The organism is Streptomyces sp. NPDC056479 (assembly GCF_042795335.1).
Classification (GTDB): domain Bacteria; phylum Actinomycetota; class Actinomycetes; order Streptomycetales; family Streptomycetaceae; genus Streptomyces.
Genome location: NZ_JBHTRZ010000008.1, coordinates 1 through 22586, shown reverse-complemented (window position 1 = coordinate 22586; position 22586 = coordinate 1). Strand labels below are relative to the sequence as shown.

23 protein-coding genes are annotated in these 22586 nt (G+C 70.4%); 13 read left to right on the top strand and 10 right to left on the bottom strand.

Translation table 11 applies throughout. From position 1 onward, the window contains the following. The first annotated feature begins 152 nt into the window (after positions 1-152). Complete coding sequence (locus ACFQ6S_RS29030) at positions 153-503, top strand: hypothetical protein (RefSeq protein ID WP_383415956.1); 351 nt, start codon at positions 153-155, stop codon at positions 501-503. On the opposite strand, the gene ACFQ6S_RS29025 is transcribed toward ACFQ6S_RS29030, so the two are convergent. Next, positions 481-1173 (bottom strand): FadR/GntR family transcriptional regulator, encoded by a 693-nt coding sequence (locus ACFQ6S_RS29025; RefSeq protein ID WP_383415954.1) that lies wholly within the window; start codon positions 1171-1173, stop codon positions 481-483. The genes ACFQ6S_RS29030 and ACFQ6S_RS29025 overlap by 23 nt on opposite strands. A gap of 82 nt (positions 1174-1255) precedes the next feature. On the opposite strand from ACFQ6S_RS29025, the gene ACFQ6S_RS29020 reads away from it, so the two are divergent. From ACFQ6S_RS29020 to ACFQ6S_RS29005, 4 genes are all read left to right on the top strand, one after another. Beyond that, a complete protein-coding gene (locus ACFQ6S_RS29020) occupies positions 1256-2536 on the top strand; it encodes a CynX/NimT family MFS transporter (protein ID WP_383415952.1) in 1281 nt (426 codons plus the stop codon). 48 nt (positions 2537-2584) lie between these two features. Further along, positions 2585-2701 (top strand): SGM_5486 family transporter-associated protein, encoded by a 117-nt coding sequence (locus ACFQ6S_RS29015; RefSeq protein ID WP_383415950.1) that lies wholly within the window; start codon positions 2585-2587, stop codon positions 2699-2701. A 193-nt stretch (positions 2702-2894) separates the two neighbouring features. Next, complete coding sequence (locus tag ACFQ6S_RS29010) at positions 2895-3101, top strand: hypothetical protein (protein WP_383415948.1); 207 nt, start codon at positions 2895-2897, stop codon at positions 3099-3101. 65 nt (positions 3102-3166) lie between these two features. Next, positions 3167-3685: a SixA phosphatase family protein gene (locus ACFQ6S_RS29005; RefSeq protein ID WP_383415945.1), complete on the top strand. Its 519-nt coding sequence runs from the start codon at positions 3167-3169 to the stop codon at positions 3683-3685. 88 nt (positions 3686-3773) lie between these two features. Here the strand turns inward: ACFQ6S_RS29005 and serB are convergent, their stop codons facing one another. Both serB and ACFQ6S_RS28995 read right to left on the bottom strand, forming a co-directional pair. Next, complete coding sequence (gene serB / locus ACFQ6S_RS29000) at positions 3774-4982, bottom strand: phosphoserine phosphatase SerB (RefSeq protein WP_383415942.1); 1209 nt, start codon at positions 4980-4982, stop codon at positions 3774-3776. A gap of 207 nt (positions 4983-5189) precedes the next feature. Continuing rightward, positions 5190-7601 carry a streptophobe family protein gene (locus ACFQ6S_RS28995; protein WP_383415940.1) on the bottom strand — a complete coding sequence of 804 codons (2412 nt, stop codon included), beginning with the start codon at positions 7599-7601 and terminating at the stop codon, positions 5190-5192. A 239-nt stretch (positions 7602-7840) separates the two neighbouring features. On the opposite strand from ACFQ6S_RS28995, the gene ACFQ6S_RS28990 reads away from it, so the two are divergent. Next, positions 7841-10363 (top strand): FHA domain-containing protein, encoded by a 2523-nt coding sequence (locus ACFQ6S_RS28990; protein WP_383415937.1) that lies wholly within the window; start codon positions 7841-7843, stop codon positions 10361-10363. A gap of 89 nt (positions 10364-10452) precedes the next feature. Here ACFQ6S_RS28990 and ACFQ6S_RS28985 read toward each other — a convergent pair whose 3' ends face one another. The 3 genes from ACFQ6S_RS28985 to ACFQ6S_RS28975 form a co-directional block, all read right to left on the bottom strand. Further along, positions 10453-11229: a transglycosylase SLT domain-containing protein gene (locus ACFQ6S_RS28985; RefSeq protein ID WP_383415934.1), complete on the bottom strand. Its 777-nt coding sequence runs from the start codon at positions 11227-11229 to the stop codon at positions 10453-10455. Positions 11230-11528: 299 nt separating this feature from the next. Further along, positions 11529-12623, bottom strand: a complete 1095-nt coding sequence (locus ACFQ6S_RS28980; RefSeq protein WP_383415931.1) for an S-adenosylmethionine:tRNA ribosyltransferase-isomerase — start codon at positions 12621-12623, stop codon at positions 11529-11531. Next, positions 12620-13321, bottom strand: a complete 702-nt coding sequence (locus tag ACFQ6S_RS28975; RefSeq protein ID WP_383415928.1) for an SDR family NAD(P)-dependent oxidoreductase — start codon at positions 13319-13321, stop codon at positions 12620-12622. The genes ACFQ6S_RS28980 and ACFQ6S_RS28975 overlap by 4 nt, the downstream gene beginning before the upstream one ends. Positions 13322-13568: 247 nt before the next feature. On the opposite strand from ACFQ6S_RS28975, the gene ACFQ6S_RS28970 reads away from it, so the two are divergent. From ACFQ6S_RS28970 to ACFQ6S_RS28960, 3 genes are all read left to right on the top strand, one after another. After that, on the top strand, positions 13569-14714 hold the full coding sequence (locus ACFQ6S_RS28970) for a GAF domain-containing sensor histidine kinase (protein ID WP_383415926.1): 1146 nt from the start codon (positions 13569-13571) through the stop codon (positions 14712-14714). After that, positions 14707-15348, top strand: coding sequence for a response regulator (locus tag ACFQ6S_RS28965; RefSeq protein WP_383415923.1), 642 nt, complete (start codon positions 14707-14709; stop codon positions 15346-15348). Before ACFQ6S_RS28970 ends, ACFQ6S_RS28965 begins: the two co-directional genes overlap by 8 nt. A gap of 167 nt (positions 15349-15515) precedes the next feature. Further along, positions 15516-15761, top strand: coding sequence for a chaplin (locus ACFQ6S_RS28960; protein WP_383415920.1), 246 nt, complete (start codon positions 15516-15518; stop codon positions 15759-15761). A 185-nt stretch (positions 15762-15946) separates the two neighbouring features. Here the strand turns inward: ACFQ6S_RS28960 and ACFQ6S_RS28955 are convergent, their stop codons facing one another. Then, on the bottom strand, positions 15947-16735 hold the full coding sequence (locus ACFQ6S_RS28955) for a hypothetical protein (protein ID WP_383415918.1): 789 nt from the start codon (positions 16733-16735) through the stop codon (positions 15947-15949). 146 nt (positions 16736-16881) lie between these two features. Here ACFQ6S_RS28955 and ACFQ6S_RS28950 point away from each other — a divergent pair, with 146 nt between their 5' ends. The 3 genes from ACFQ6S_RS28950 (at position 16882) to ACFQ6S_RS28940 (ending at position 19278) form a co-directional block, all read left to right on the top strand. Next, entirely contained in the window at positions 16882-17679 is a 798-nt protein-coding gene (locus ACFQ6S_RS28950; RefSeq protein WP_383415915.1) for an ABC transporter ATP-binding protein, read from the top strand. Between the two features lie 98 nt (positions 17680-17777). Next, positions 17778-18209 (top strand): NfeD family protein, encoded by a 432-nt coding sequence (locus ACFQ6S_RS28945; protein WP_383415913.1) that lies wholly within the window; start codon positions 17778-17780, stop codon positions 18207-18209. 133 nt (positions 18210-18342) lie between these two features. Then, positions 18343-19278: an SPFH domain-containing protein gene (locus tag ACFQ6S_RS28940; RefSeq protein WP_383415911.1), complete on the top strand. Its 936-nt coding sequence runs from the start codon at positions 18343-18345 to the stop codon at positions 19276-19278. 139 nt (positions 19279-19417) lie between these two features. On the opposite strand, the gene ACFQ6S_RS28935 is transcribed toward ACFQ6S_RS28940, so the two are convergent. The 3 genes from ACFQ6S_RS28935 to ACFQ6S_RS28925 all read right to left on the bottom strand — a co-directional run bounded on the left by ACFQ6S_RS28935 (position 19418) and on the right by ACFQ6S_RS28925 (position 21435). After that, the gene (locus ACFQ6S_RS28935) at positions 19418-19924 is read right to left on the bottom strand and encodes an HNH endonuclease (RefSeq protein WP_383415909.1); all 507 of its coding nucleotides are present in this window, start codon (positions 19922-19924) and stop codon (positions 19418-19420) included. 145 nt (positions 19925-20069) lie between these two features. Further along, positions 20070-20609 (bottom strand): YbhB/YbcL family Raf kinase inhibitor-like protein, encoded by a 540-nt coding sequence (locus ACFQ6S_RS28930; RefSeq protein WP_383415906.1) that lies wholly within the window; start codon positions 20607-20609, stop codon positions 20070-20072. Between the two features lie 43 nt (positions 20610-20652). Continuing rightward, positions 20653-21435 carry a sporulation protein gene (locus ACFQ6S_RS28925; RefSeq protein ID WP_383415903.1) on the bottom strand — a complete coding sequence of 261 codons (783 nt, stop codon included), beginning with the start codon at positions 21433-21435 and terminating at the stop codon, positions 20653-20655. 140 nt (positions 21436-21575) lie between these two features. Here ACFQ6S_RS28925 and ACFQ6S_RS28920 point away from each other — a divergent pair, with 140 nt between their 5' ends. Then, on the top strand, positions 21576-22226 hold the full coding sequence (locus tag ACFQ6S_RS28920; RefSeq protein ID WP_383415901.1) for a DNA-3-methyladenine glycosylase: 651 nt from the start codon (positions 21576-21578) through the stop codon (positions 22224-22226). Positions 22227-22586 lie beyond the last annotated feature (360 nt).

Below are 22586 nucleotides of genomic sequence, written 5' to 3'. Positions count from 1 at the left end.
GTCTTCGACGCCCCGTTTCCCGCCGCCGTGCGGGGAGCGGGGCGTCACCCGTTCGGCCCATCCGGCGAGGCGGGCGGGGCCGGCGACCGCGCACCCTGGAGTACGCAGTCCTCACGCGAACCCCTCACCCGTACGGACGAGGAGGTCCCGTTGTGCGCTTGTCCCGCCGCTTGGCCTCAACGACCGTCGCCGTCGCACTCGTCATGCCGGTGTCCTGCGCGGCGATCGCCCACGCGCGTGTGCACTCCGTGGCAGCGGAGCCCGAGGAGCTGTTCGGTGCCGCGTGCCGGATCAGTGTCACCGGCTCCCATGTGACCGCGTACTGCCACAACCCCTATCCGGAGACCGACAGCGTGAGCCTGCACGTGGAGTGCGCCCGCTGGTGGGACCTCGACAGCGACGGCTCCGCGGTGGACGCCGAGCCCGCGCAGACCGTGCGGCTGACCGCCCGCTGCTGGAAGGAGATCGACTCGGCCTGGGTCAGTCACCGGCGGGAGGGCTGACGCGCCCCGGGCGGCAGTGGAACGGATATCCCGCCGCCTCGTCCGCGGCCGCCGCCGCGTCGCCCGCGCGGATCGCGTCGACCAGCCGAGCGTGGTCCAGGTACGCCTCCGGCGTCAGCTCCGCGCCGACGTCGTCGCGCAGCCAGTCCAGCAGCACCTCGCCCAGGTCCGCGTACATCGCGGTCATCACGTCGTTGTGGGAGGCCGCCACCACCGCCAGGTGGAAGGTCGCGTCGGCCGCCACGAAGGACTCCGTGTCACCCGACTCCCAGGCCTCCTCCCGTCGCGCCAGCAGCGTGTCGAGCTGCTTGAGGTCCTTCCCGGTGCGCCGCTCGGCGGCCAGCTTCGCCGCGCCCGACTCCAGCGTGGAGCGCAGCTCGGCGATGTGCCGGGGATCGACGTCGGCGAAGCGCCGGTGCATCACGCCGGCCAGCTCGCTGGTCGCCACCACGTAGGTGCCGGAGCCCTGGCGGATGTCCAGCAGACCGTTGTGCGCGAGCGCGCGGACCGCCTCGCGGACCGTGTTGCGGGCCACACCGAGCTGCTCGACCAGCTCGGGCTCGGTCGGGATGCGGGAGCCGACAGGCCATTCGCCCGAGGCGATCTGGTTCCGCAAAGCCGCGATGACCTGCTCGGACAGCGCCGAGCGACGGGGGTGGCTCAGAGGCATGGCACACCTTCGCACGTCAGGACCGGGACCGGGAGGCCCGGGAGTGGACAACCAATCATCCCATGATTCTATGATGGGTCCCATGGCAAGCGAGGAAACCCGGACGGTGACGTCCATGCGAATACGCACCTCTGAGGCTCACCCCACCACAGAGCCCACCACGCGCGCGTGGACGATACGGCTGCTCCTGGCCGGCATCGTGCTGACCGCGCTGAACCTCCGTCCCGCCATCACCAGCCTCGGCGCCCTCCTCGAAGAGGTCCGCGACGCGCTCGGCATGAGCGGCAGCGTCGCCGGACTGCTCACCTCGGTGCCCCCGCTCTGTTTCGCCGTCTTCGGCGTCGCCGCCCCGCGTCTGGCCCGTCGCTTCGGTCCCGGCGCGGTGGTGTGCGCCGGCATGGTCGCCATCACCGCGGGTCTGCTCGTCCGACCGTACGTGGGAAGCACGGCCGGCTTCCTGGCCACCACCGCGCTCGCCCTCATGGGCATCGCGGTCAGCAACGTCCTGATGCCGGTCATCGTCAAGCGCTGGTTCCCCGACCGGGTCGGCTCCATGACCGGCCTGTACTCGATGGCCCTCGCGCTCGGCACCGCGTCCGCGGCGGCGGTGACGGTGCCCATGACCGAGACGCTGGGCGGAAGTTGGCAGACCGGCCTGGTGGTGTGGGCAGGGCTCGCGGCGGTGGCCGTACTGCCGTGGATCCCCTTCGTACGGAACCGGGGAGCGTCGCCCGCCGAGTCCGCCCGGGAGAACCACGCGCGCGTGGACGCACCCCCGCTGCGGATCACCCGGAGCCGCACCGCCTGGGCCCTCGCCGTCTACTTCGGCCTCCAGGCCACCGGCGCCTACATCACGATGGGCTGGATGGCGCAGATCTTCCGTGACTCGGGAGTGCACGCAGGCATGGCCGGCCTGCTGCTCGCCGTCACCATGGTGATGGGCGTGCCGCTCGCCTTCGTCATCCCGCGCCTCGCCACCCGGCTGCCCCATCAGGGGCCGATCGTGCTCGCGCTGGGCGCCTGCGGCCTCGTCGGCTACGCCGGCATGTACCTCGCCCCGACGTCCGGCTCCTGGGCCTGGGCCGTGCTCCTGGGCATCTCGAACTGCTCGTTCCCGCTGGCCCTCACCATGGTCGGCATGCGGGCCCGGACCAGCGCGGGTGTGGCCCAGCTGTCGGGCTTCGCGCAGAGCACCGGCTATCTCATCTCCATCCCCGGCCCGCTCCTGGTCGGCGTGCTCTACCAGCACAGCGGCGGCTGGGGGCTGCCGCTCGCCCTCATGGCCGCACTGATGATCCCGCAGATGGCGGTCGGTGTCCTGGCGGGACGCAACCGCACGGTGGAGGACGAGGCGGTCCGCTGACCTCACCCCGGCGGGCCGGTCCCGGGTGGCGGGTGCGAAACTTGCCGTATGCCAGTGCTCGACCCGAACCCCCAGAACGGCCAGAAGAAGCTGCTGCTCGTCTTCGGCGCGTTCTTCGCCATCTTCGTGATCATCGGCGTCGTCGCGACGATCGCCTCTCCCTGACCCGGGTCTCCCGGTGGACGTCCCGCGACCCACGTCGGCCCGCCGGTGGTGGGGCTAGCACCACCATCCCCTAGGGGGTGAGTGTCAGGGTCAACTGGGTGGATCACCGGATGGGTTGAGGGTCCGTGAGTCCGTAACTTCGAAGTGTGCCCGCGAGTGGCGGCCACGGACACTCGAAGACCACGGAGGCATCATGTCGGCCGGTACGCACACCCCGCCCCACCCGGCGTCCACGGGCCGTGCCGACATCCGGCTGCCCTGGTGGGCCCTCGCCCTGCCGACGCTCGCCTTCATCACACTGCTGACACTGATACTCAACCCGTCGGACGCGCAGGCCGCCACCGCAGAGCCCGCGATCACCCAGCTCTTCGAGCGCATACAGCAGCTGATCATGCGCTGAGCACCATCGGAACCGCCCGTCAACTACCTGCGCCTCATGGCCTGTTTCATGCGAAGCTGGATCTCATGAGCGTCGCAGAATCCCGCAGGATCATCCTCTTCCGGCATGCGAAAGCCGACTGGCCACAGGTGACGGACCACGAGCGGCCGCTCGCCGACCGGGGCCGACTCGACGCGGCAGAAGCCGGACGCAGGCTGGCCGACACCGCGATCCCCATCGACCTGGCCCTGTGCTCCACCGCGACCCGGACCCGGGAGACCTGGAAGCTCGCCGTCCACGAGTTCCCGCACCGGCCGAAAACCGTCTACGAAGAGCGGGTCTACGAGGCCTCGCCCGGCGAACTGATCGCCGTGCTGAACGAAACGCCCGACGACGCGCAGAACGTCCTGCTGGTCGGGCACAACCCGGGGGTGCAGGGCCTTGCCGAGATTCTGGCCGGCTCCGCCGAGACGGACGCGCGCGAGCGGATGAGCCGCCGCGGCTTCCCGGCCGCCGCCTTCGCCGTCCTCTCCTTCAGCGGCACCTGGAAGACGCTGGAGCCCGGCGTGGCCACGCTGCTCGACTACTGGGCGCCGTCCGAGTGACCGACCCGCACGAAGGGGCCCGGCGCCGTCACGGTGCCGGGCCCCTCGCGCAGGCAGGCCGATACGCGGGCCATCGGGCCCGGGGTCGTCAGTCCTCCAAGTGCATGTCGGCGGACTCCACCTCTTCGCGGGTCACGCCGAGCAGATAGAGGACCGTGTCCAGGAACGGCACGTTCACCGCCGTGTGCGCGGCCTCCCGCACCACCGGCTTCGCGTTGAAGGCGACACCGAGCCCGGCCGCGTTGAGCATGTCCAGATCGTTGGCGCCGTCACCGATCGCCACCGTCTGCGACAGCGGCACCCCGGCCTCGGCGGCGAACCGGCGCAGCAGCCGCGCCTTGCCCGCCCGGTCCACGATCTCGCCGGTGACCTTGCCGGTCAGTTTCCCGTCGACGATCTCCAGCGTGTTCGCCTGGGCGAAGTCCAGCCCGAGCCGCTCCTTCAGATCATCGGTGACCTGCGTGAACCCACCCGAGACGACTCCCACTTGGTAGCCGAGCCGCTTCAGCGTACGGATCAGCGTGCGCGCGCCCGGCGTCAGCCGCACCTCGCTGCGCACCTTCTCCACGACCGACGCGTCCAGCCCCTCCAGCAGCGCCACACGCGCGTGCAGCGACTGCTCGAAGTCCAGCTCCCCGCGCATGGCGGCAGCCGTCACCTCGGCCACCTTGTCCTCGCAGCCGGCGTGCGCGGCGAAGAGCTCGATGACCTCGTCCTGGATGAGCGTGGAGTCCACGTCCATGACGACCAGACGCTGGGCACGGCGGTGCAGCCCGGCCGCGACGACCGCGATGTCGACACCCAGTGCCGCCGCGTCGGTCACGAGCGCGGTGCGCAGCGGCTCGGTCTCCACGCCGGAGACCGCGAACTCCACGGCCGTGACGGGGTACTTGGCGAGCCGGAAGATACGGTCGATGTTGCCGCCGGACTTGGTGATCCGGCCGGCGACGGCCGCCGTGGCCTCCGCGGTGAGCGGGTGCCCGAGAACGGTCACCAGCGAGCGTCCGAGGCCACGCGGGCGGTTGTCGCCGAGGCCGGAGATGATCTCCGCCTGCATCTTCATCGACTCCGCCCAGCTGTGGACGGTCGCCCGCAGATCCCCTTCCTGACCGGCCGGCGGCTGCGTCACGAGCGCGCACAGCGTGATCCGGCCCCGGGTCAGGACCTGCTCGATGTCGACCACGTCGACCGAGTAGGCGGCCAGCGTGTCGAAGAGGCCGGCGGTGATGCCGGGCCTGTCCTTCCCGAAGATCTTGACGAGAAGAGTGGGGATCTCAGAGGTCTGCGAAGCGCTCATGATGCCTCCACCGTATCCGGCACCCAGTGCCTGCCGCCCCCGAGGTCCGTCTAGCGGACACGGAACACTGGGTGTCCGCCGGGTGGCGTGAGCCTTACGCCCAGGCCACTGCCGCACCAGTGCCTGTGAACCGACGCAGGATCACCTGTGGACCGGCGCGAAGCCCTTGCACGGGACACCGACCCGGCCCCGACCGTGCCCCGAGGATCACCGGCGCCCCTTCGGCTTCCCCGGTGGCGGCGGCGGGGGAGGAGGCGGTGGCGGAGGTGGCGGCGGCCCCTCGCCCGCTCCCGACGACGATCGATCCCCGCGCCGCCGGGGAGGCCGGGGCGACCTCGGAGGTGGCTGGAACGGCCGGACGACGGTGGGGGCGCCGTACATGTCATCGCCACCGGGGGGCGGCTGGTCGTCGGGCGGCGGGCTGCCGGAGGGCGGATTGGACGCCGGGTCATCGGACGACGGGCCTCCGGGCCGGCCCGCATCCTCGCGGCGCCGCGCCTCGTGGGACGACTGCGCGCCCTCGGACGACTGGGCGCTCCTGGGCGGCTGCGTCTCCCCGTACGGCCGGGTGTCCCCGGATGACGGTGTGCCCCCACGTGGGCGAATGTCCCCGGGCGACTGCGCGCTCCCGTACGGCCGCGAGGCGCCGGACGACGGTGTGCCTCCCTGCGGGCGCGTGCTCCCGGGTGGCGGCGCACCTCCGTAGGGACGCACGCTCCCGGGCGCCTCCCCGCCCCCATACGGCCGTGCCCTCCCGGGCGCTTCCCCGCCTCCATAGGGTTGCCCGCCCCTGTACGGCCGCGCGCCCCCGTCCGGCCGCGCCTCCCCGCCCGCCCCCGCATCCCCGGACCACCGCATGCCGCTCGCCGGCGGATCCGCACCCGGCGGCCGTGCGTCCTCCGGCTCCCGCAGCCCGTCCGGCATGTGCAGGTACGGGTTCGTCCCCGGATTGGGTGGCCGGTACGGCGTGCCGGGCGTGTACGGCCCGGACGGGCCCGCGTACGGCGAAGCCCCGGCACCCTCCGTCGCCGTGCCTGCGGCCACACCCGCCGTGCCCGTCCTGGCCGCGCTCGCGGCACCCGGCCTCGCGGCCAGCGCACCACCCCGAGCCAACGGCGCCGCCGCCCGCCCCGCGGCCCCGGTCGCGCGGGCCAGCAGTGCGCCCACCGCGCCCGCCCCCGCGCCCCAGACCGCCCCGAGGAGCAGCGCCATGCCGAGGTTGCCGCGCAGCTCGATCCCCGCGCCGAAGGCGTCGAACCCCAGTACCGACAGGGAGGCGTCCACGGACACCTCCGTGAGCCATGCGAGCAAGGGCAAGGTCAACGCCGTGGTGACCCCGAGCCGCAGCGCACACCGCCCGGCGAAACGGAGAGCACCTGGATCCCGTACGCCCCAGGAACCCTGCCCCTCCGCGGGGCCGCCCACCGGCCCGGCGCCCGAGGCCGCCACGGTCCGCGACCCCGGAGGCCCGCTGTACCCATCGCCCCCGTGCAGCCCCGCCGCGACGACCACCGGCGTTCGCACCGCCGTCAGCACCCCGGCCAGCAGCATCATGACCGCCGCCGCGACCCCGAGCAGCCACACCCGCCCGTCCAGGTCCGCCAGTCGGCTCAGCGTCACGGACTGGTCGGCGCCGCTGTTCAGGAGGTCGTCCAGGGGGTCCGGCAACAGGCCCACCAGCACTCCCGTCGCCCGCCCGTCGAACGGGACGAACAGACCGATCGGGATGCCCAGCCACACGCCGTTCGGCGCGCCGAGCAGGGCCGCGCCCGCGATGCGCTTGGGGTGGGCGTCGCCGATCGCCGCGTACGCCGCCGCCGCGAACCCGGCCGTGACCGCCACCAGCAGCACCGTGACGAGGGCGGACGCGGCGGGCCGTACGACGCGGTGCACGGCGTCCCAGCCGGACGGCAGCGGGGTACGGCGTGAGGCCAGCAGGGCGATCAGCAGGATGCCGGCGGACCAGCCCAGGCCCCCGAGCAAGGTCGGCGCCGTGTCCACCGTGAAGCCGACGGCGGCCTTGGCGTCGATGAGGCCGCCGATCTGGTCGGGCAGCAGCCCGCCGATGTCCCCGATGTCACCGACTCCGGGAATCTCGATACCGCCGCCGCCCCCGCCGCCTCCCGGCAGGTCGTCCAGCCCCAGCGAGCTCCCGTCGATCGTGATGACGTCGTGTCCCGCCCAGGCCAGCCCTCCGAGCATCGCCACGAACAGCACGACCACCGCGCCCGCGCGGGCGAGGAGTTCGGCCGGCGCGATCACAACTCCCGCACCCCGCAAGGACCGTAGGAAGAACCACGACAGCAGGACCGCGCCGACCAGGCTCACCCCGAGTGGCGTGATCTCGATGGCGGTCGCCGCCTCCGCGCCCGTCAGGCCGAAGGCGGACACATCCCCGGACGGTGTGACCGAACCACCCGCCCCAAGGGCCACCACCGCCGCGGTCATCGGGCCCAGCGAGCCCGCCGAATCCGCCTCCAGCAGATGCAGTCCGAGCGCCGCCGTACCCGCCATCCCGATCAACGCCCAGCTCACGGAGGCGATCGCGGACAGAAGAATGTCTCCCCAGGGCAGCCTCGGGCCGCCCTTCGCGCTCTCGACGTACGTGGATGCGCTCATGGCAGACCCCCCGATCCGCTGCGCGGCCGTCCGCCGCGCATGTCCCCCTCGCGTGGATTACCACTCTCCGGGCTGGTTTCAACCCCGTCAACGGAACCAGTGGAAGTGCGTAGGCGTGCTCGACACAAGGCCCGGCTTTCGGTCAGGGGGCGGAGCCTGAAATAGTTCCCGACGATGTTCGACATCCCTAGACTCCCTGTGTTGGGGGTAACTCGGGGGACTACTCAGTGGGGCATGGAGTGCCGGAACTCGTACTGGAATTGAATGGACGGACCTGGACGCTCGACCCGTCCAGGCCCTACACCCTCGGACGCGATCCGCAGGGTGACATCGTGCTCGACGACGCCAGGGTGTCCTGGCGGCACGCCACGATCAGCTGGAGCGGCCGCAGTTGGGTCATCGAGGACCAGGGCAGCACCAACGGCACCTTCGTGCAGGGCCAGCGGATCCATCACCTGGAGATCGGCCCGGGCACGGCCGTGCACCTGGGCAACGCGACCGACGGACCGCGCCTGGACCTCTCCGGCACCGCGGCCTCCGTCGCCACGCCGCAGGTGCAGCCGCAGCAGCAGCCGTACGCCGCACAGGGCGCGCAGGCCGGGTGGGCGCAACAGGCCCCCGCCCAGCAGGCTCCGCAGCAGCAGCCCCAGCAGGCCGGCTGGCAGCAGCCGCAGCAGGGCGCCCACATCCCGCAGCAGCAGGGTCCCGGTGGTGGCGCGGGGGCGCCGCCGGTCTACGGCGACCGCAGCCCCACCACGTTCCACCAGTTCTCGATCGGCCGCGTGATGCGCATCGGTCGTGCCCTGGAGAACGAGCTCGTCGTCTCCGACCTGCAGGTCTCCCGGCACCACGCCGAGTTCCACTCGACGCCCGACGGCCGCATGGAGATCCGCGACCTCGGCTCCCACAACGGCACGTACGTCAACGGCCAGCCGATCGCCAAGGGCGGCTCGCAGCTGCTCGGCCCCGCCGACATCGTCGGCGTCGGTCACTCGACGTTCCGGATCGTCGGCGACCGCCTCGAGGAGTTCGTCGACACCGGTGAGGTCTCCTTCTCCGCCCGCCATCTGACCGTCACGGTCGACGGCGGCAAGCAGATCCTCAAGGACGTCTCCTTCGGCGTCCCGGAGAAGTCGCTGATCGCGGTCATCGGCCCGTCCGGCTCCGGCAAGTCGACGCTGCTCAAGGCGCTGACGGGCTACCGGCCCGCCAACCAGGGCGACGTCCTCTACGACAACCGGAACCTCTACAAGCAGTTCGCCGAGCTGCGCCAGCGCATCGGTCTGGTCCCGCAGGACGACATCCTGCACAAGGAGCTGACCGTCAAGAAGGCCCTCAAGTACGCGGCCAAGCTCCGCTTCCCCGCGGACACCACGGCCGCCGAGCGCGAGGCCCGGATCGACGAGGTGCTGCGCGAGCTGAAGCTGGACATCCACAAGGAGAAGAAGGTCACCTCCCTCTCCGGAGGCCAGCGCAAGCGCGTCTCGGTGGCCCTGGAGCTGCTGACCAAGCCGTCGCTGATCTTCCTCGACGAGCCCACCTCGGGCCTCGACCCGGGCATGGACCGCGACGTCATGCAGCTGCTGCGCGGTCTCGCCGACGACGGCCGTACGGTCCTCGTGGTCACCCACTCCGTGGCCGAGCTGGCGATCTGCGACAAGCTCCTGGTGATGGCGCCGGGCGGCTCGGTCGCCTACTTCGGCCCGCCGGAGGAGGCGCTGAACTTCTTCGGCTACGACACCTGGGCCGATGTCTTCTCCGCCTTCGAGAACTACCGCGACTACGACTGGGCCGGACGCTGGAAGGGCTCGCAGCACTACCAGATGTACGCCGCGGACATCGACGCGGTTGCGCCGCAGTCCGTACAGATGCCGCCGATGCAGGCGATGAAGCCGCCGAAGCCGCAGGGCTGGATGTCCCAGTTCGTCACTCTGGTGCGCCGCTATGTCTCGGTCATCGGCTCGGACAAGGGCTTCCTGGCCCTGACGGTGATCCTGCCGCTCGTCCTCGGCTCGGTGAGCCTGCTGATCGACTCGGGCAAGGGACTGCTGCCCAACCCGCCGAGCCCGCAGACCGGCCGGATCATCCCGAACGGCACGGCCACGACCGTGCTGCTGATCCTCGCGGTCGGCGCCTGCTTCGCCGGCGCCGCGAACTCGGTGCGTGAGCTGATCAAGGAACGGGTCATCTACGAGCGTGAGCGCGCGACCGGCCTGTCGCGCTCCGCGTATCTGATGTCCAAGGTGTTCGTGCTCGGCCTGATCACCGTTCTCCAGGGCCTGATGGTCGGCGTCATCGGGTTCGCCAGCCGGGAGATCCCGGAGGAGGGCCTTGTTTTCGGCAATCTGACGCTGCTCGAGCTGTCGGTGCCGATCATGGCCCTGGGCTTCACCTCGATGATGTTCGGCCTGATCATCTCGGCCCTGGTGAAGACCGCCGAGAAGACCATGCCGCTGCTGGTCATGTTCGCGATCATCCAGGTCGTGTTCACCGGCTGTCTGTTCGCCCTGAACGGCTCGATCGGCGCCAACCAGATCTCGTTCCTGATGCCGTCGCGCTGGGCGGTGGGTGCCGCCGGCGCCACCCTGGACTTCAACAAGATCAGTCCGCCGGGTGAGGACGGGAGCAACGACCCGCTGTGGGAGCACACGGTCGGCGCCTGGACCATGGACATGATCGCCCTGATCGTGCTCGGCGTGATCTGCGGCATCTTCGTGGCCCGCTTCCTGCGCCGCCACGAGCCGGAGGTCATGCGGAAGTAGTCCTCGCCGTACGAATGCCCGAAGGGCGGCCCCTCGTCAGGAGGGTGCCGCCCTTCGGCGTACGGATCAGGGGCCCGCGCCTACCTCGCTCAGTACGCGCTGTTGACGTTGTCGATCGAGCCGTACCGGTCGGCCGCGTAGTTGGCCGCGGCGGTCAGGTTGGCGACCGGGTCGTACTGGCTCTTGGCCGTGCCCGGGACGTGGTACGCGTCGAAGGTCGGCTTGATGACCTGGAGCAGACCGATCGACGGGACGCCGTTCTGGGCGTTGATGTCCCAGTTGTTGATCGCGTTCGGGTTACCCGAGGACTCCCGCATGATGTTCTTGTGCAGGCCGTGGTAGGTGCCCGGGATGTCGTGCTTCTTCATGATGTCCAGGGCCTCACGGATCCAGCCGTCGAGGTTGTTCGAGTAGGCCTTGGCGGCGACCGGCTTGACCGCGACGCGCTTGGCGGACCGGCTCGCGGCCTCCTTCGCCTTGCGGTCGGCGGCGGCCTTCTTCGCGGCGGTGGCCTTGGCGGCCCGCTGCTCGGCGGCGGCCTTGGCGGCCACGTGCTTGTCGTGGGCCACGGCGGCGCGGTGCTTGGCGGCGGCCACGGCGGCCTTGTGCTTGGCGGCCATGCCCTCGGCCTTTACGCCGGCGGAAGCGAGCTGGTCGGTGACGCTGCCCTTGACGTCCTTGATCTGCTCGCTGCTGTAGGCCACCTTGCCCGCGGGGGCTTCGGCCGTGGTCGTCGTCTGGGCGTTGCCGGGGACGGCGGACAGGGCCAGAGCGGCGGCACCGAGCGTACCGACACCGGCTATCGCGATCTTCTGACGCTTGGTGATGGCACGACTGAGAGCACGGTTCTTGGTGTTCTTGAGCATGGCAGTGGGACCTCTTCGAATAGCGCGGAGGTCGCTCGCTGTCCGTCGGGGGACACGGGTGCTTCCGGCACAAACGCCGCGGGCTGAACCCACGGCGCTGAGCGACGAGAGCAATTCTTAGCGGCCGCAAAATCGCCTGGCAAAGGTGTGACGTACGATCCTCGATAGTGGAGCCAGGAAGGGCAAAATAGGACAGACAGGACTGTCTGCGCCGCTCAAAAGGGACTCCCCTACCTACTACGGACTTTCGTACGTGACGTGCACCCTATGCGCGGGCTCACATCGGGCAGGCATCGGTCTCACCAACAGTTGCTGGCGCAATGCTCTGAGTGAGGCCCCTCCGCCGGGAGGACGAGATGCACGTCGCCGAACTCGTGCCAGAGGTAGAGCCCGTCCAGCGCCGCCTCGTAACTGCGGTCGATCGCGGCCCGCCCGGCGACCGCCTCCAGCATCAGCAGATGCGAGGCCTCCGGCTCGTGCAGCCCGGTCAGCAGCCCGTCCACCACACGCACCCCGCGCTCAGGCGTCACGACGAGGTCCGTCCACCCCTCGCGCGCGCGGACGACCCCGTCGGCGCCCACCGCCGACTCCACGGCCCGCACGGCCGTCGTCCCCACGGCGACGACCCGGCCGCCGCCGGCCTTGACGGCGTTGATCAGACGCGCCGACGCCTCCGGCACCGCGAACCGCTCCGGATACGGCGGCTCGTGCGCCTCCGCCGAGGCCACCCCGGTGTGCAGCGTGATCGGCGCGAACTGCACCCCCCGGCTCACCAGCTCCGTGACCAGCCCGACCGTGAAGGGCCGCGCCGCGCTCGGCATCTCCGCGCTGCCCGTGCCATCGGCCGACGGCAGCGCGAACACCGTCTGGTACGCGGACAGCGGCTGGTCCCGCTCCGTATAGGAGTAGCGGATCGGCCGACCGTGCTCACGCATCAGCCCGACCACGCCGGCTCCCGTGGGCCCTGTGACCCGCGCCCACCACAGCCGCTCGCTCCCCGCGCTCAGCGGCACCTCCAGCACCAGCCCCATCCCACCCGGCAGCCGCACCTCACTACCCGCGGGCCCGCCCGTACGCGCGCGCGTAGTGCCCCGCTCATCGGGTTTCCGCAGCTCGACAGCCCATCGCCCGTCGTCCCCGAGCGTGGAGAAGTGCACCACCACGCACGCGTGCCCGATCCGCCCGTCCACGGCCGCGGCCAGCGTCTCCGAGGTGTTGACGACCAGCAGATCCCCGGCTCGCAGCAGCCGCGGCAGCTCACGGAACGTGTGATGCGACACCGCGGTGCCCCGCGACACCAGCAGCCGTACGGCGTCCCGGCCCAGCCCCGGCCCACGCTGCTCGGCCGGAACCCGCGCCGACAGCTCCTCCGGCACCCTCACCGCCAGCGTCATCGCCGCCCCTCCAGCAGAGCGGGAGCCCCATAGCGGCCGCTCGCCGGACGCTCGTCCAGCAGCCGTAGGAAGGCCGGCACCACACTGGCCGGCGCGGGCCGCGGATCGTCGTCCTCCGGTACGGCCGCCGCGTACAGGTCCGTGGCCATGTCCCCGGGGTCGACCGCCCAGACCCGCAGTCCGGGCTGTTCCTCGCCGAGCACCGCCGCGAGATGGTCCAGCGCCGCCTTCGACGCCCCGTAGCCGCCCCATGTCTCATACGCCTCGGCGGCCGCGTCCGAGCTGACCGTGATCACGGTGCCGGCCCCGGACGCCCGCAGCAGCGGCAGCGCCTCCTGGACGAGGGCCAGCGCGGCGACCACGTTCACCTCCAGCGCCCGCCGCAGCCCCTCCAGCGGCAGCTCGTCCAGCCGTACGAGCGGCTCGGCGCCCAGCGCGCTGGCGTTGCTCACCAGCAGATCGACGCCGCCCAGCTGCCAGGCGGCCGCCACCAGCTCGGCCCGGTGCCCGGCGTCCGTGACATCCCCCGGCACGGCCGTCACACGCGTGCCGTGCAGCTCCCGGATCCCGGACGCCCGCTCCTGAAGGACCTCCGGCGTGCGGGCATCGAGCACCAGATCCCAGCCGCGCGCGGCCAGCGCCTCGGCCAGCGCCCGCCCCAGCCCTTTCGAGGCCCCCGTGATGATCGCTACCGGCATGACAACCGTCCCCTTGTCCCAGGCCGCCGGCGATGAGCGGCGGCGATGTCCCCAACCTAGGAACGGGGCCGCCCGCCCCGCCTCGGACGCGGGCCGCAAAGCCGTGGGGCCCTTCGTCCTAAGCCGCACACCGGGGTCATTCGCCCTACGCCACTGGTCGGGGGGCCGGAGGACTAGGACCGTGGCCGTAGCCGGCCGCCGTCACAGGTCCGATCCGGCTGTCACACCCCGCCGGTACCGTGAGGGCATGAGTCAAGGCCCCAGGTCCGGCCTGGCAGCGGTGAGCTCCGCGCTGCTGGCCATGAGCAGGCAGATGGAGGTGCGCGACGTCCTCAAGACGATCGTCGCCTCGGCCCGCGAGCTGCTCGACGCGCAGTACGCCGCCCTCGGAGTCCCGGACGACCACGGGGGCTTCGCACAGTTCGTCGTCGACGGGGTCAGCGACCGGCAGTGGAAGGCCATCGGCCCGCTGCCCCGCCAGCACGGCATCCTCGCTGCGATGCTCCAGGAGGCCAAGGTCGAGCGTCTCGCCGATGTCCGCAAGGACCCCCGCTTCGAGGGCTGGCCGTCGGCGCACCCCGACATGTCCGACTTCCTGGGCCTGCCGATCCGCGACGGCGACGAGGTCATCGGCGCCCTCTTCCTGGCGAACAAGAACTGCCCGAAGCCGGAGGGCAGTTGCGGCTTCACCGAGGAGGACCAGGAGCTCCTCTCCATCCTCGCCCAGCACGCGGCCATCGCCCTCACCAACGCCCGCCTCTACGAGCGCAGCCGCGAACTGACGATCGCCGAGGAACGCTCGCGCCTGGCCCACGAGTTGCACGACGCGGTCAGCCAGAAGCTGTTCTCCCTGCGCCTGACGGCCCAGGCGGCCACCGCCCTCATCGACCGGGACCCGGCCCGGGCCAAGGGCGAGCTGCACCAGGTGGCCGCGCTCGCCGCCGAGGCCGCCGACGAACTGCGCGCCGCGGTCGTCGAGTTGCGTCCCGCCGCCCTCGACGAGGACGGTCTCGTCGCCACCCTGCGCACCCAGATCCAGGTCCTCGACCGCGCCCACACCGCCCGCGTGACCTTCGCCGGCCGCGGTGTGAAGGCCCTGCCCTCCGCCCAGGAGGAGGCCGTGCTGCGCGTCGCCCAGGAGGCCCTGCACAACGCGCTGCGGCACTCCGAAGCCGAGCATGTCGACGTGACGCTGGACCGGCGCGGCAGCGGAGCGGTCCTGCGGATCGCGGACGACGGCTGCGGCTTCGACCCCAAGGCGATCCGCCGCGCCGGACGCCACCTCGGCCTGGTCTCCATGCGGGACCGGGCGAGCGGGGTCGGCGGCACACTGACCGTGGAATCGGCGCCCGGCAAGGGCACCATGATCGAGATGGAGGTCCCCGGTGGCTGACGCAATCAGGGTGCTGCTCGTCGACGACCACCAGGTGGTCCGCCGGGGCCTGCGCACCTTCCTCGAGGTGCAGGACGACATCGAGGTCGTGGGCGAGGCGGCCGACGGCGCCGACGGGGTGGCCCGCGCCGAGGAACTCAAGCCCGACGTCGTGTTGATGGACGTGAAGATGCCGGGCATGGACGGCGTCGACGCCCTGCGCAAGCTCCGCGAACTGGACAACCCCGCGCGCGTGCTGATCGTCACCAGCTTCACCGAACAGCGCACGGTCATCCCGGCCCTGCGCGCGGGCGCCGCCGGATACGTATACAAGGACGTGGACCCGGACGCCCTCGCCGGAGCCATCCGCTCGGTCCACGCCGGCCACATCCTGCTCCAGCCCGAGGTCGCGGGCGCCCTGCTGTCCCAGGAGGAGGCCAACACGGGGCAGGGGAGAGCGGGTTCGCTCACGGAGCGGGAGCGCGAGGTGCTCGGTCTGATCGCGGACGGCCGCTCGAACCGCGAGATAGCCAGAGCCCTGGTCCTCTCGGAGAAGACAGTCAAGACCCACGTCTCGAACATCCTGATGAAGCTCGACCTCTCGGACCGTACCCAGGCCGCGCTGTGGGCCGTACGCCATGGCGTGACCGGCTGAAACGCTCTCCGCACGGCATCACGGACGGCAATACGGAGGGTTCCGCTCCGGACTGAGATTCATACCGTCGTGGGAATGTCCCCCGGATGGCGCATCCTTCGTGGATCTCCGCCGTTCTCCAGTGCGTGCTGCGGCGACTGCCGCGGCGATCGCAAGGAGGACTAGAAGTGAAGAAGCTCAAGAAGGCAGCGGCCGTGACGATGGTGGCGGGTGGCCTGCTGGCCGCCGGTGCCGGAATGGCCTCCGCCACCGACGGCGCGCACGCCGACGGCCAGGCCGTGGGCTCCCCGGGCGTCGTCTCGGGCAACGTCGTCCAGGCTCCGGTCCACATCCCGGTCAACGTCTCCGGCAACAGCGTGAACGTCGTCGGCATCCTGAACCCGGCCTTCGGCAACCTGGCCGTCAACAAGTGACGCCGACCCGAAGCGAGCAGTGACCTCCGGCCTCCCGGGTATCCCGGGGGGCCGGTCTGCGCTGGTCGGTATCACCCGGCCCGTCCGGCGTTTGAGGACGAGGCCCCTTCAGGGCCGATACGGGGGTCTGGGGGCAGAGCCCCCAGGCACGACCACGCAAACGCCGGTCACAGCACAACCGAAGTTCACCGCACGCCCCGCTCCCGCTCCTCCACAACGGAGTTGTACGCAGCCACTTGCGCCCGCCGTGCCACCCGCTCCACCGGCCGCAACGCCTCCGCCCGGGCCCCCATCTCCGCGGAGCTCACCGCACCCCCGTGCCCGTTCTCATGGGCCAGCGAGACCAGCAATTCCACCCGCCGCGCCAGCTCCAGTACCCGCACCGCCCGCGGCGGATACCCCGGCGCCAACACCTCCCGCCCTCGCTCGGCCCGCGCCCGGTAGGCATCGATCGCGGCCTCCGCCACCGGCCCAGACCCGGCGACATCCAACCGCGACAACATTTCGGTCGCGTCCCGAAGGGCCTCCGCCAGCTCCCGCTCGGCCTCACCCAGCGACGGCACATCCGCGGGCGGTGCCTCCCGCACCGCCAGGCAATGCCAGACGACCTCGACATGCACATCACCGTCGGGTCCGGCCTCGTACACCTCCGGCACCAGCCCGAACGGGGCGCCGTGACAGATCGCGGCCTCTTCGGCATCCATCGCCCGCGCATTGAACTCAGGCGGACCGCTCAACCCCAGCGGATGGCCCGGCGTGGGCAGCGCGACCCGCAGCCCGCTCACCCCGAGCGTCCGCAGCCGCCCGAGCGCCAGCGTGAGCCCCACGGGCGCCGACTCACCAGGCAGCCCCTCCACCCGGTGCACGGCGTCGTCGCCGACGATCTCGAGCACGGCGTCATCCGGCGAGACAAGCCCGACCAAAAGGGAATTTCCCCAAGCCGCGAGGCGTCCTGAACGTGGTTCCGAGAACATGCCCCCACCCTAAGGACCGGACCGATGGAATGAAGCGCTGGACCGGTGGCGTAGATTTCGTTGAGGGCTGCGCCCACCGGCGCACGCGACCACTGAGACGCCGAGACGCCGAGACCGGTCACACTGCAAGGGGAGACAACGCGCTCATGAGCGATGTTCTGGAGCTTCAGGACGTATCCGTGGTCCGTGAGGGCCGGGCTCTGGTGGACCAGGTCTCCTGGTCGGTCAAGGAGGGCGAGCGCTGGGTCATCCTCGGCCCCAACGGTGCCGGCAAGACCACCCTCCTCAACGTTGCCTCGAGCTACCTCTACCCCAGCAAGGGCACCGCCACCATCCTCGGCGAAACCCTCGGCAAGCCCGGCACCGACGTCTTCGAGTTGCGCCCCCGCATCGGCGTGGCCGGCATCGCCATGACCGAGAAGCTGCCCAAGCGACAGACGGTCCTGCAGACCGTGCTCACGGCCGCGTACGGCATGACCGCCACCTGGAACGAGGACTACGAGGAGGTCGACGAGCAGCGCGCCCGCGCCTTCCTCGACCGCCTCGGCATGAGCGACTACCTCGACCGGAAGTTCGGCACCCTCTCCGAGGGCGAGCGCAAGCGCACCCTGATCTCCCGCGCCCTGATGGCAGACCCCGAGCTGCTCCTGCTCGACGAGCCCGCAGCCGGCCTCGACCTCGGCGGCCGCGAGGACCTCGTCCGCCGCCTCGGCCGTCTCGCCCGCGACCCGATCGCCCCCTCGATGCTCATGGTCACCCACCACGTGGAGGAGATCCCCCCGGGCTTCACCCACGTCCTGATGATCCGCCAGGGCAAGGTCCTCGCCGCCGGCCCCATGGAGCTCGAGCTCACCTCCCGCAACCTCTCCCTGTGCTTCGGCCTGCCCCTCGTCGTCGAACAGGTCGGCGAGCGCTGGACGGCACAGGGTCTCCCGCTCTCCTGACCCTCTCCTTCACCCCCGGTGAAGCACCGCGGTAAGAAGGGCCTTTCAAACGATCGGCGCCCTGTCGGCGACAGGGCCCGCGGTCCTACCATGACCATGTGGAAATCGACGCGTGGGTTTGGTGGTTGATCGGCGCGGCAGCGCTCGGCATCGGGCTCGTGATCACCGCGATGCCCGAACTCGGCATGCTGGCGGTGGGCGCCGTCGCGGCCGCGGTGGTCGCCGGCATCTTCGGCGGTGACGCCGTCGTCCAGGTCGTGGCCTTCGTCGTCGTCTCGACCGCACTCATCGCCGTCGTACGGCCCATCGCGAACCGGCATCGCGCACAGCGGCCCCAACTCGCCACCGGCATCGAGGCATTGAAGGGCAAGCAGGCCGTCGTACTGGAGCGCGTCGACGCCTCCGGCGGCCGGATCAAGCTCGCCGGAGAGATCTGGTCGGCACGCTCCCTCGACACCGACCGCGCCTACGAAGTAGGCCAGGAAGTGGACGTCGTGGACATCGAGGGGGCCACGGCGATCGTCATGTGACCTCGCACGACGCAACTGGCGCGAACGCGCCACGGGGTACGCGACGGTCTGTCAGACTCGACCAGCAAGATCTTCAACAAGCATAAGATCTGCCGAAGTTGCCGCAGCGGAGAAGGGGTACGGGGAAACGACGATGGAACCGGTCATCATCGTCCTGATCATTCTGGTGGTGTTGGTCTTCATCGCCCTGATCAAGACGATTCAGGTCATCCCGCAGGCGAGCGCGGCCATCGTCGAACGCTTCGGCCGCTACACACGGACGCTCAACGCGGGCCTCAACATCGTGGTGCCGTTCATCGACACCATCCGCAACCGCATCGACCTGCGCGAACAGGTCGTACCATTCCCGCCGCAGCCGGTGATCACCCAGGACAACCTGGTCGTGAACATCGACACGGTCATCTACTACCAGGTGACCGACGCCCGCGCCGCCACCTACGAGGTCGCCAGCTACATCCAGGCGATCGAGCAGCTCACCGTCACCACGCTCCGCAACATCATCGGTGGCATGGACCTGGAGCGCACCCTGACCTCCCGCGAGGAGATCAACGCGGCCCTGCGCGGCGTCCTCGACGAGGCGACGGGCAAGTGGGGCATCCGTGTCAACCGAGTCGAGCTCAAGGCGATCGAACCGCCCACCTCCATCCAGGACTCGATGGAGAAGCAGATGCGCGCCGACCGCGACAAGCGCGCCGCGATCCTCACCGCCGAAGGAACGCGCCAGGCCGCGATCCTCACCGCCGAGGGCGAGAAGCAGTCCCAGATCCTGCGCGCCGAGGGTGAGGCCAAGGCCGCGGCCCTGCGCGCCGAGGGTGAGGCCCAGGCGGTCCGCACGGTCTTCGAGGCGATCCACGCCGGCGACCCGGACCAGAAGCTCCTCAGCTACCAGTACCTCCAGATGCTCCCCAAGATCGCCGAAGGCGACGCCAACAAGCTCTGGATCGTCCCCAGCGAAATCGGCGACGCCCTCAAGGGCCTGTCGGGCGCGATGGGCAACTTGGGCGGCCTGGGCGGAGGTTCGGGAGGCAACGGCGGCACGGAACGCCGAGAGAAGCCGTCGATCGACTGACGCGCAGTCTGCGGTACGCCAATGGGGCCCGACTTCTGACGAAGGCGGGCCCAAAGGCTTTTCAGGGGCGCGGGGAACTGCGCGACAAGCCACAACGAACCCGCAGCGGGCGAACACCCCGAGGCTCAACGGCGATCAACTACGCAGCGTCCCGAGCCAACCAATCCGGCAGCGCCTCCAACTCCTCAGCCCCCAGCGCCAGCAACATCGCATCGGCGGGCGTCGGCTCGAACGGCTCCCGCAGCAACGGCATACCCGCCTGCTCAGGCGTCCGGTCGGCCTTGCGGTGGTTGTCCTCCGCACACGAGGCGACCGTATTCAGCCAGGTGTCCTGCCCACCCCGCGACCGCGGCACCACATGGTCCACCGTCGTCGCCCTGCGCCCGCAGTACGCGCACCGGTTCCGGTCCCGCACCAGAACACCCCGCCTCGACCACGGCGCTTGTCTTCGGAACGGCACGCGTACGTACCTGCACAGCCTGATCACCCGGGGCGCGGGTATGTCGACCGCGGCTCCTCGCATACGCAGTTCGGGGTGGGCCTGCTCGACGACGGCCTTGTCCTGAAGCACCAGAACGACGGCTCGATTCAACGTCACCGTCGACAGCGGCTCGAAGCTCGCGTTCAGTACCAGCGTGTCCCGCATTGCAGCCCACCTCCCGTGCGCACCTGCCCACCCCCTGGCGGACTGGGATCAACTCTGGCCGGGCACGCCGAGATGGACAACGAAATAAAAAATGCCCGCCCCCGATCACTTCCATGACCGGGGGCGGGCAAACGTTCCATGAACGTCAGGCTTCGGCGGGCACCTCGTACTCGGCGATCACATGCGCACGCGCGAGCGTGTGGAACCGCAGATTGAATCCGACGACGGCCGGGCTGGCGTCCGAGTCCGGGCCGAGCTTCTCCTGGTCCACGGCATACACCGTGAACACATAGCGGTGCGGCCCGTCCCCGGGAGGCGGCGCTGCGCCCCCGAACTCCTTCGACCCGTAGTCGCTACGAGCCTGGATCGCCCCGTCCGGCAGCCCTTCGAACTTGCCGCTGCCCGCGCCCGCCGGCAGCTCGGTGACGGAGGCCGGGATGTCGAAGACGACCCAGTGCCAGAACCCGCTGCCCGTAGGGGCGTCCGGGTCGTAGCAGGTCACGGCGAAGCTCTTGGTCTCGGCCGGGAAGCCCTCCCAGCGCAACTGCGGCGAGGTGTTGCCGGCCGCGTGGACCTGAGCGTCCCTGAGGGTCCCGCCGGACTCGACATCCTCGCTCGTGACCGTGAAGGACGGCACGGGCGGATGGAAGTCGTGGGGCAGTGGACGCCTCTTGAGCTCGGTCACTTCGATACCTCCTGACGAAACAGTGGAATCAGCAGCTCCGAGCCTAGAACCAGTTGCGCTTGCTGCCGACCTCGGACAGCCACTGGTTGAGATACGCCGCCCAGTCGGTCCCATGGAAGTCGTTCAGACCCACCTGGAACGACCGGAAGGTGTCGCTGCCCTCGCTGAACAGCCCCGGCTTCTTGTCCATTTCGAGGACGACGTCCATCACGTCGGCGTCCGCGACGAAGCTCAGCTCGACCTGGTTGATCCCGCGGTACTGCTGCGGCGGGAAGAACTCGATCTCCTGGTAGAACGGCAGCTTCTGCCGCGTACCGCGGATGCGGCCGCGCTCCATGTCCGCGTTCTTGAAGCGGAAGCCCAGCTGGATGAAGGCGTCGAGGATCGCCTTCTGCGCGGGCAGCGGGTGCACGTTGATCGGGTCCAGGTCGGTGGAGTCCACGGCCCGAGCGATCGACAGCTCGGTCGTCACACCGATGTTCATCCCGCGCAGCGTCTGACCGTCGATCGTCGTGACCGGCGTCTCCCACGGGATCTCCAGCCCGAACGGCACCGCGTGCACCGCGCCGGGCTGAAGCTCGAAGGCACCACCGAGCTGCAGCTTCGTGAACTCGATGTCCTGCTTGTACTCGGAGTCCTGGCCCTCGACCTCGACTCGGGCCTGCAGACCCACGGACAGGCCCTCGATGTTCTGGCTCACGGACCCGCCCTGAATCCGCACCTCACCCTGGACGACACCGCCCGGGACGACGTTGACCTCGGTCAGCACCGTCTCGACCGAAGCACCGCCGGCCCCCAGGCTCGCGAGCAGCTTCTTGAACGCCATGACTCTCCTCTTCTCAGAGTGGATCCCTGATCCCTACAAACGCGATCCGGACGTGGCCGGTTCCGCGCTCCCACCCTGGCAAGCCGTACGCCCCCTGACCACCCCGTCGCGACCACCCGTCTGCACTACCCTCGGACGGCATGATCGCGACCCCCGACCGTACGCCTCTTCCCCGGGACTTCTTCGACCGCCCCGTCCTGGAAGTCGCCCCCGACCTCCTGGGCCGCATCCTCGTACGCACCACCTCGGACGGTCCGATCGCCCTGCGTCTCACAGAGGTCGAGGCCTACGACGGCCCGAACGACCCCGGCTCCCACGCCTATCGCGGTCGCACACCCCGCAACGACGTGATGTTCGGTCCCCCCGGACATGTGTACGTCTACTTCACCTACGGCATGTGGCACTGCATGAACCTGGTGTGCGGCCCCGACGGCCAGGCATGCGCGGTCCTGCTGCGCGCCGGCGAGATCGTCGAGGGCGCCGAGCTCGCCCGCACACGTCGACTCTCGGCCCGCAACGACAAGGAACTGGCCAAAGGCCCCGCCCGCCTGGCCACCGCCCTGGGCGTGGACCGGGCACTGGACGGCACGGACGCATGCGCCTCCGGCGAGACCCCGCTGAGGATGCTGACCGGCACGCCCGTTCCCTCCGACCAGGTACTCAACGGTCCACGAACGGGTGTGGCAGGTGACGGTGGCAACGGCGACGTCCACCCCTGGCGCTTCTGGGTCGCCAACGACCCTACGGTCAGCCCCTATCGGGCTCACGTGCCCAAGCGCCGCCGAAGTTGACGTGCCCTGGCAAGGCGCGTAACGTGGCCCGAGCCGCTGAACCGGGTACTGCGAAGTCAGCAGCCGTAGCGGCCAACCCACTACCAACGAGAACCCCTCAGCGGGGTCGATTCTCGCGTGCCTGCATGCCCGAATTCGAATCCGCGGAACCCGATTATGAATCGGCCGGGGGAATCGGCTAACGTAGTGAATGTCGAAAGGCCGACAGGCGAAAGCCCAGGGCACTACGGCAATCCCGCCGACAGGGAATCGGATCGGAAAAGGATCTGATAGAGTCGGAAACGCAAGACCGAAGGGAAGCGCCCGGAGGAAAGCCCGAGAGGGTGAGTACAAAGGAAGCGTCCGTTCCTTGAGAACTCA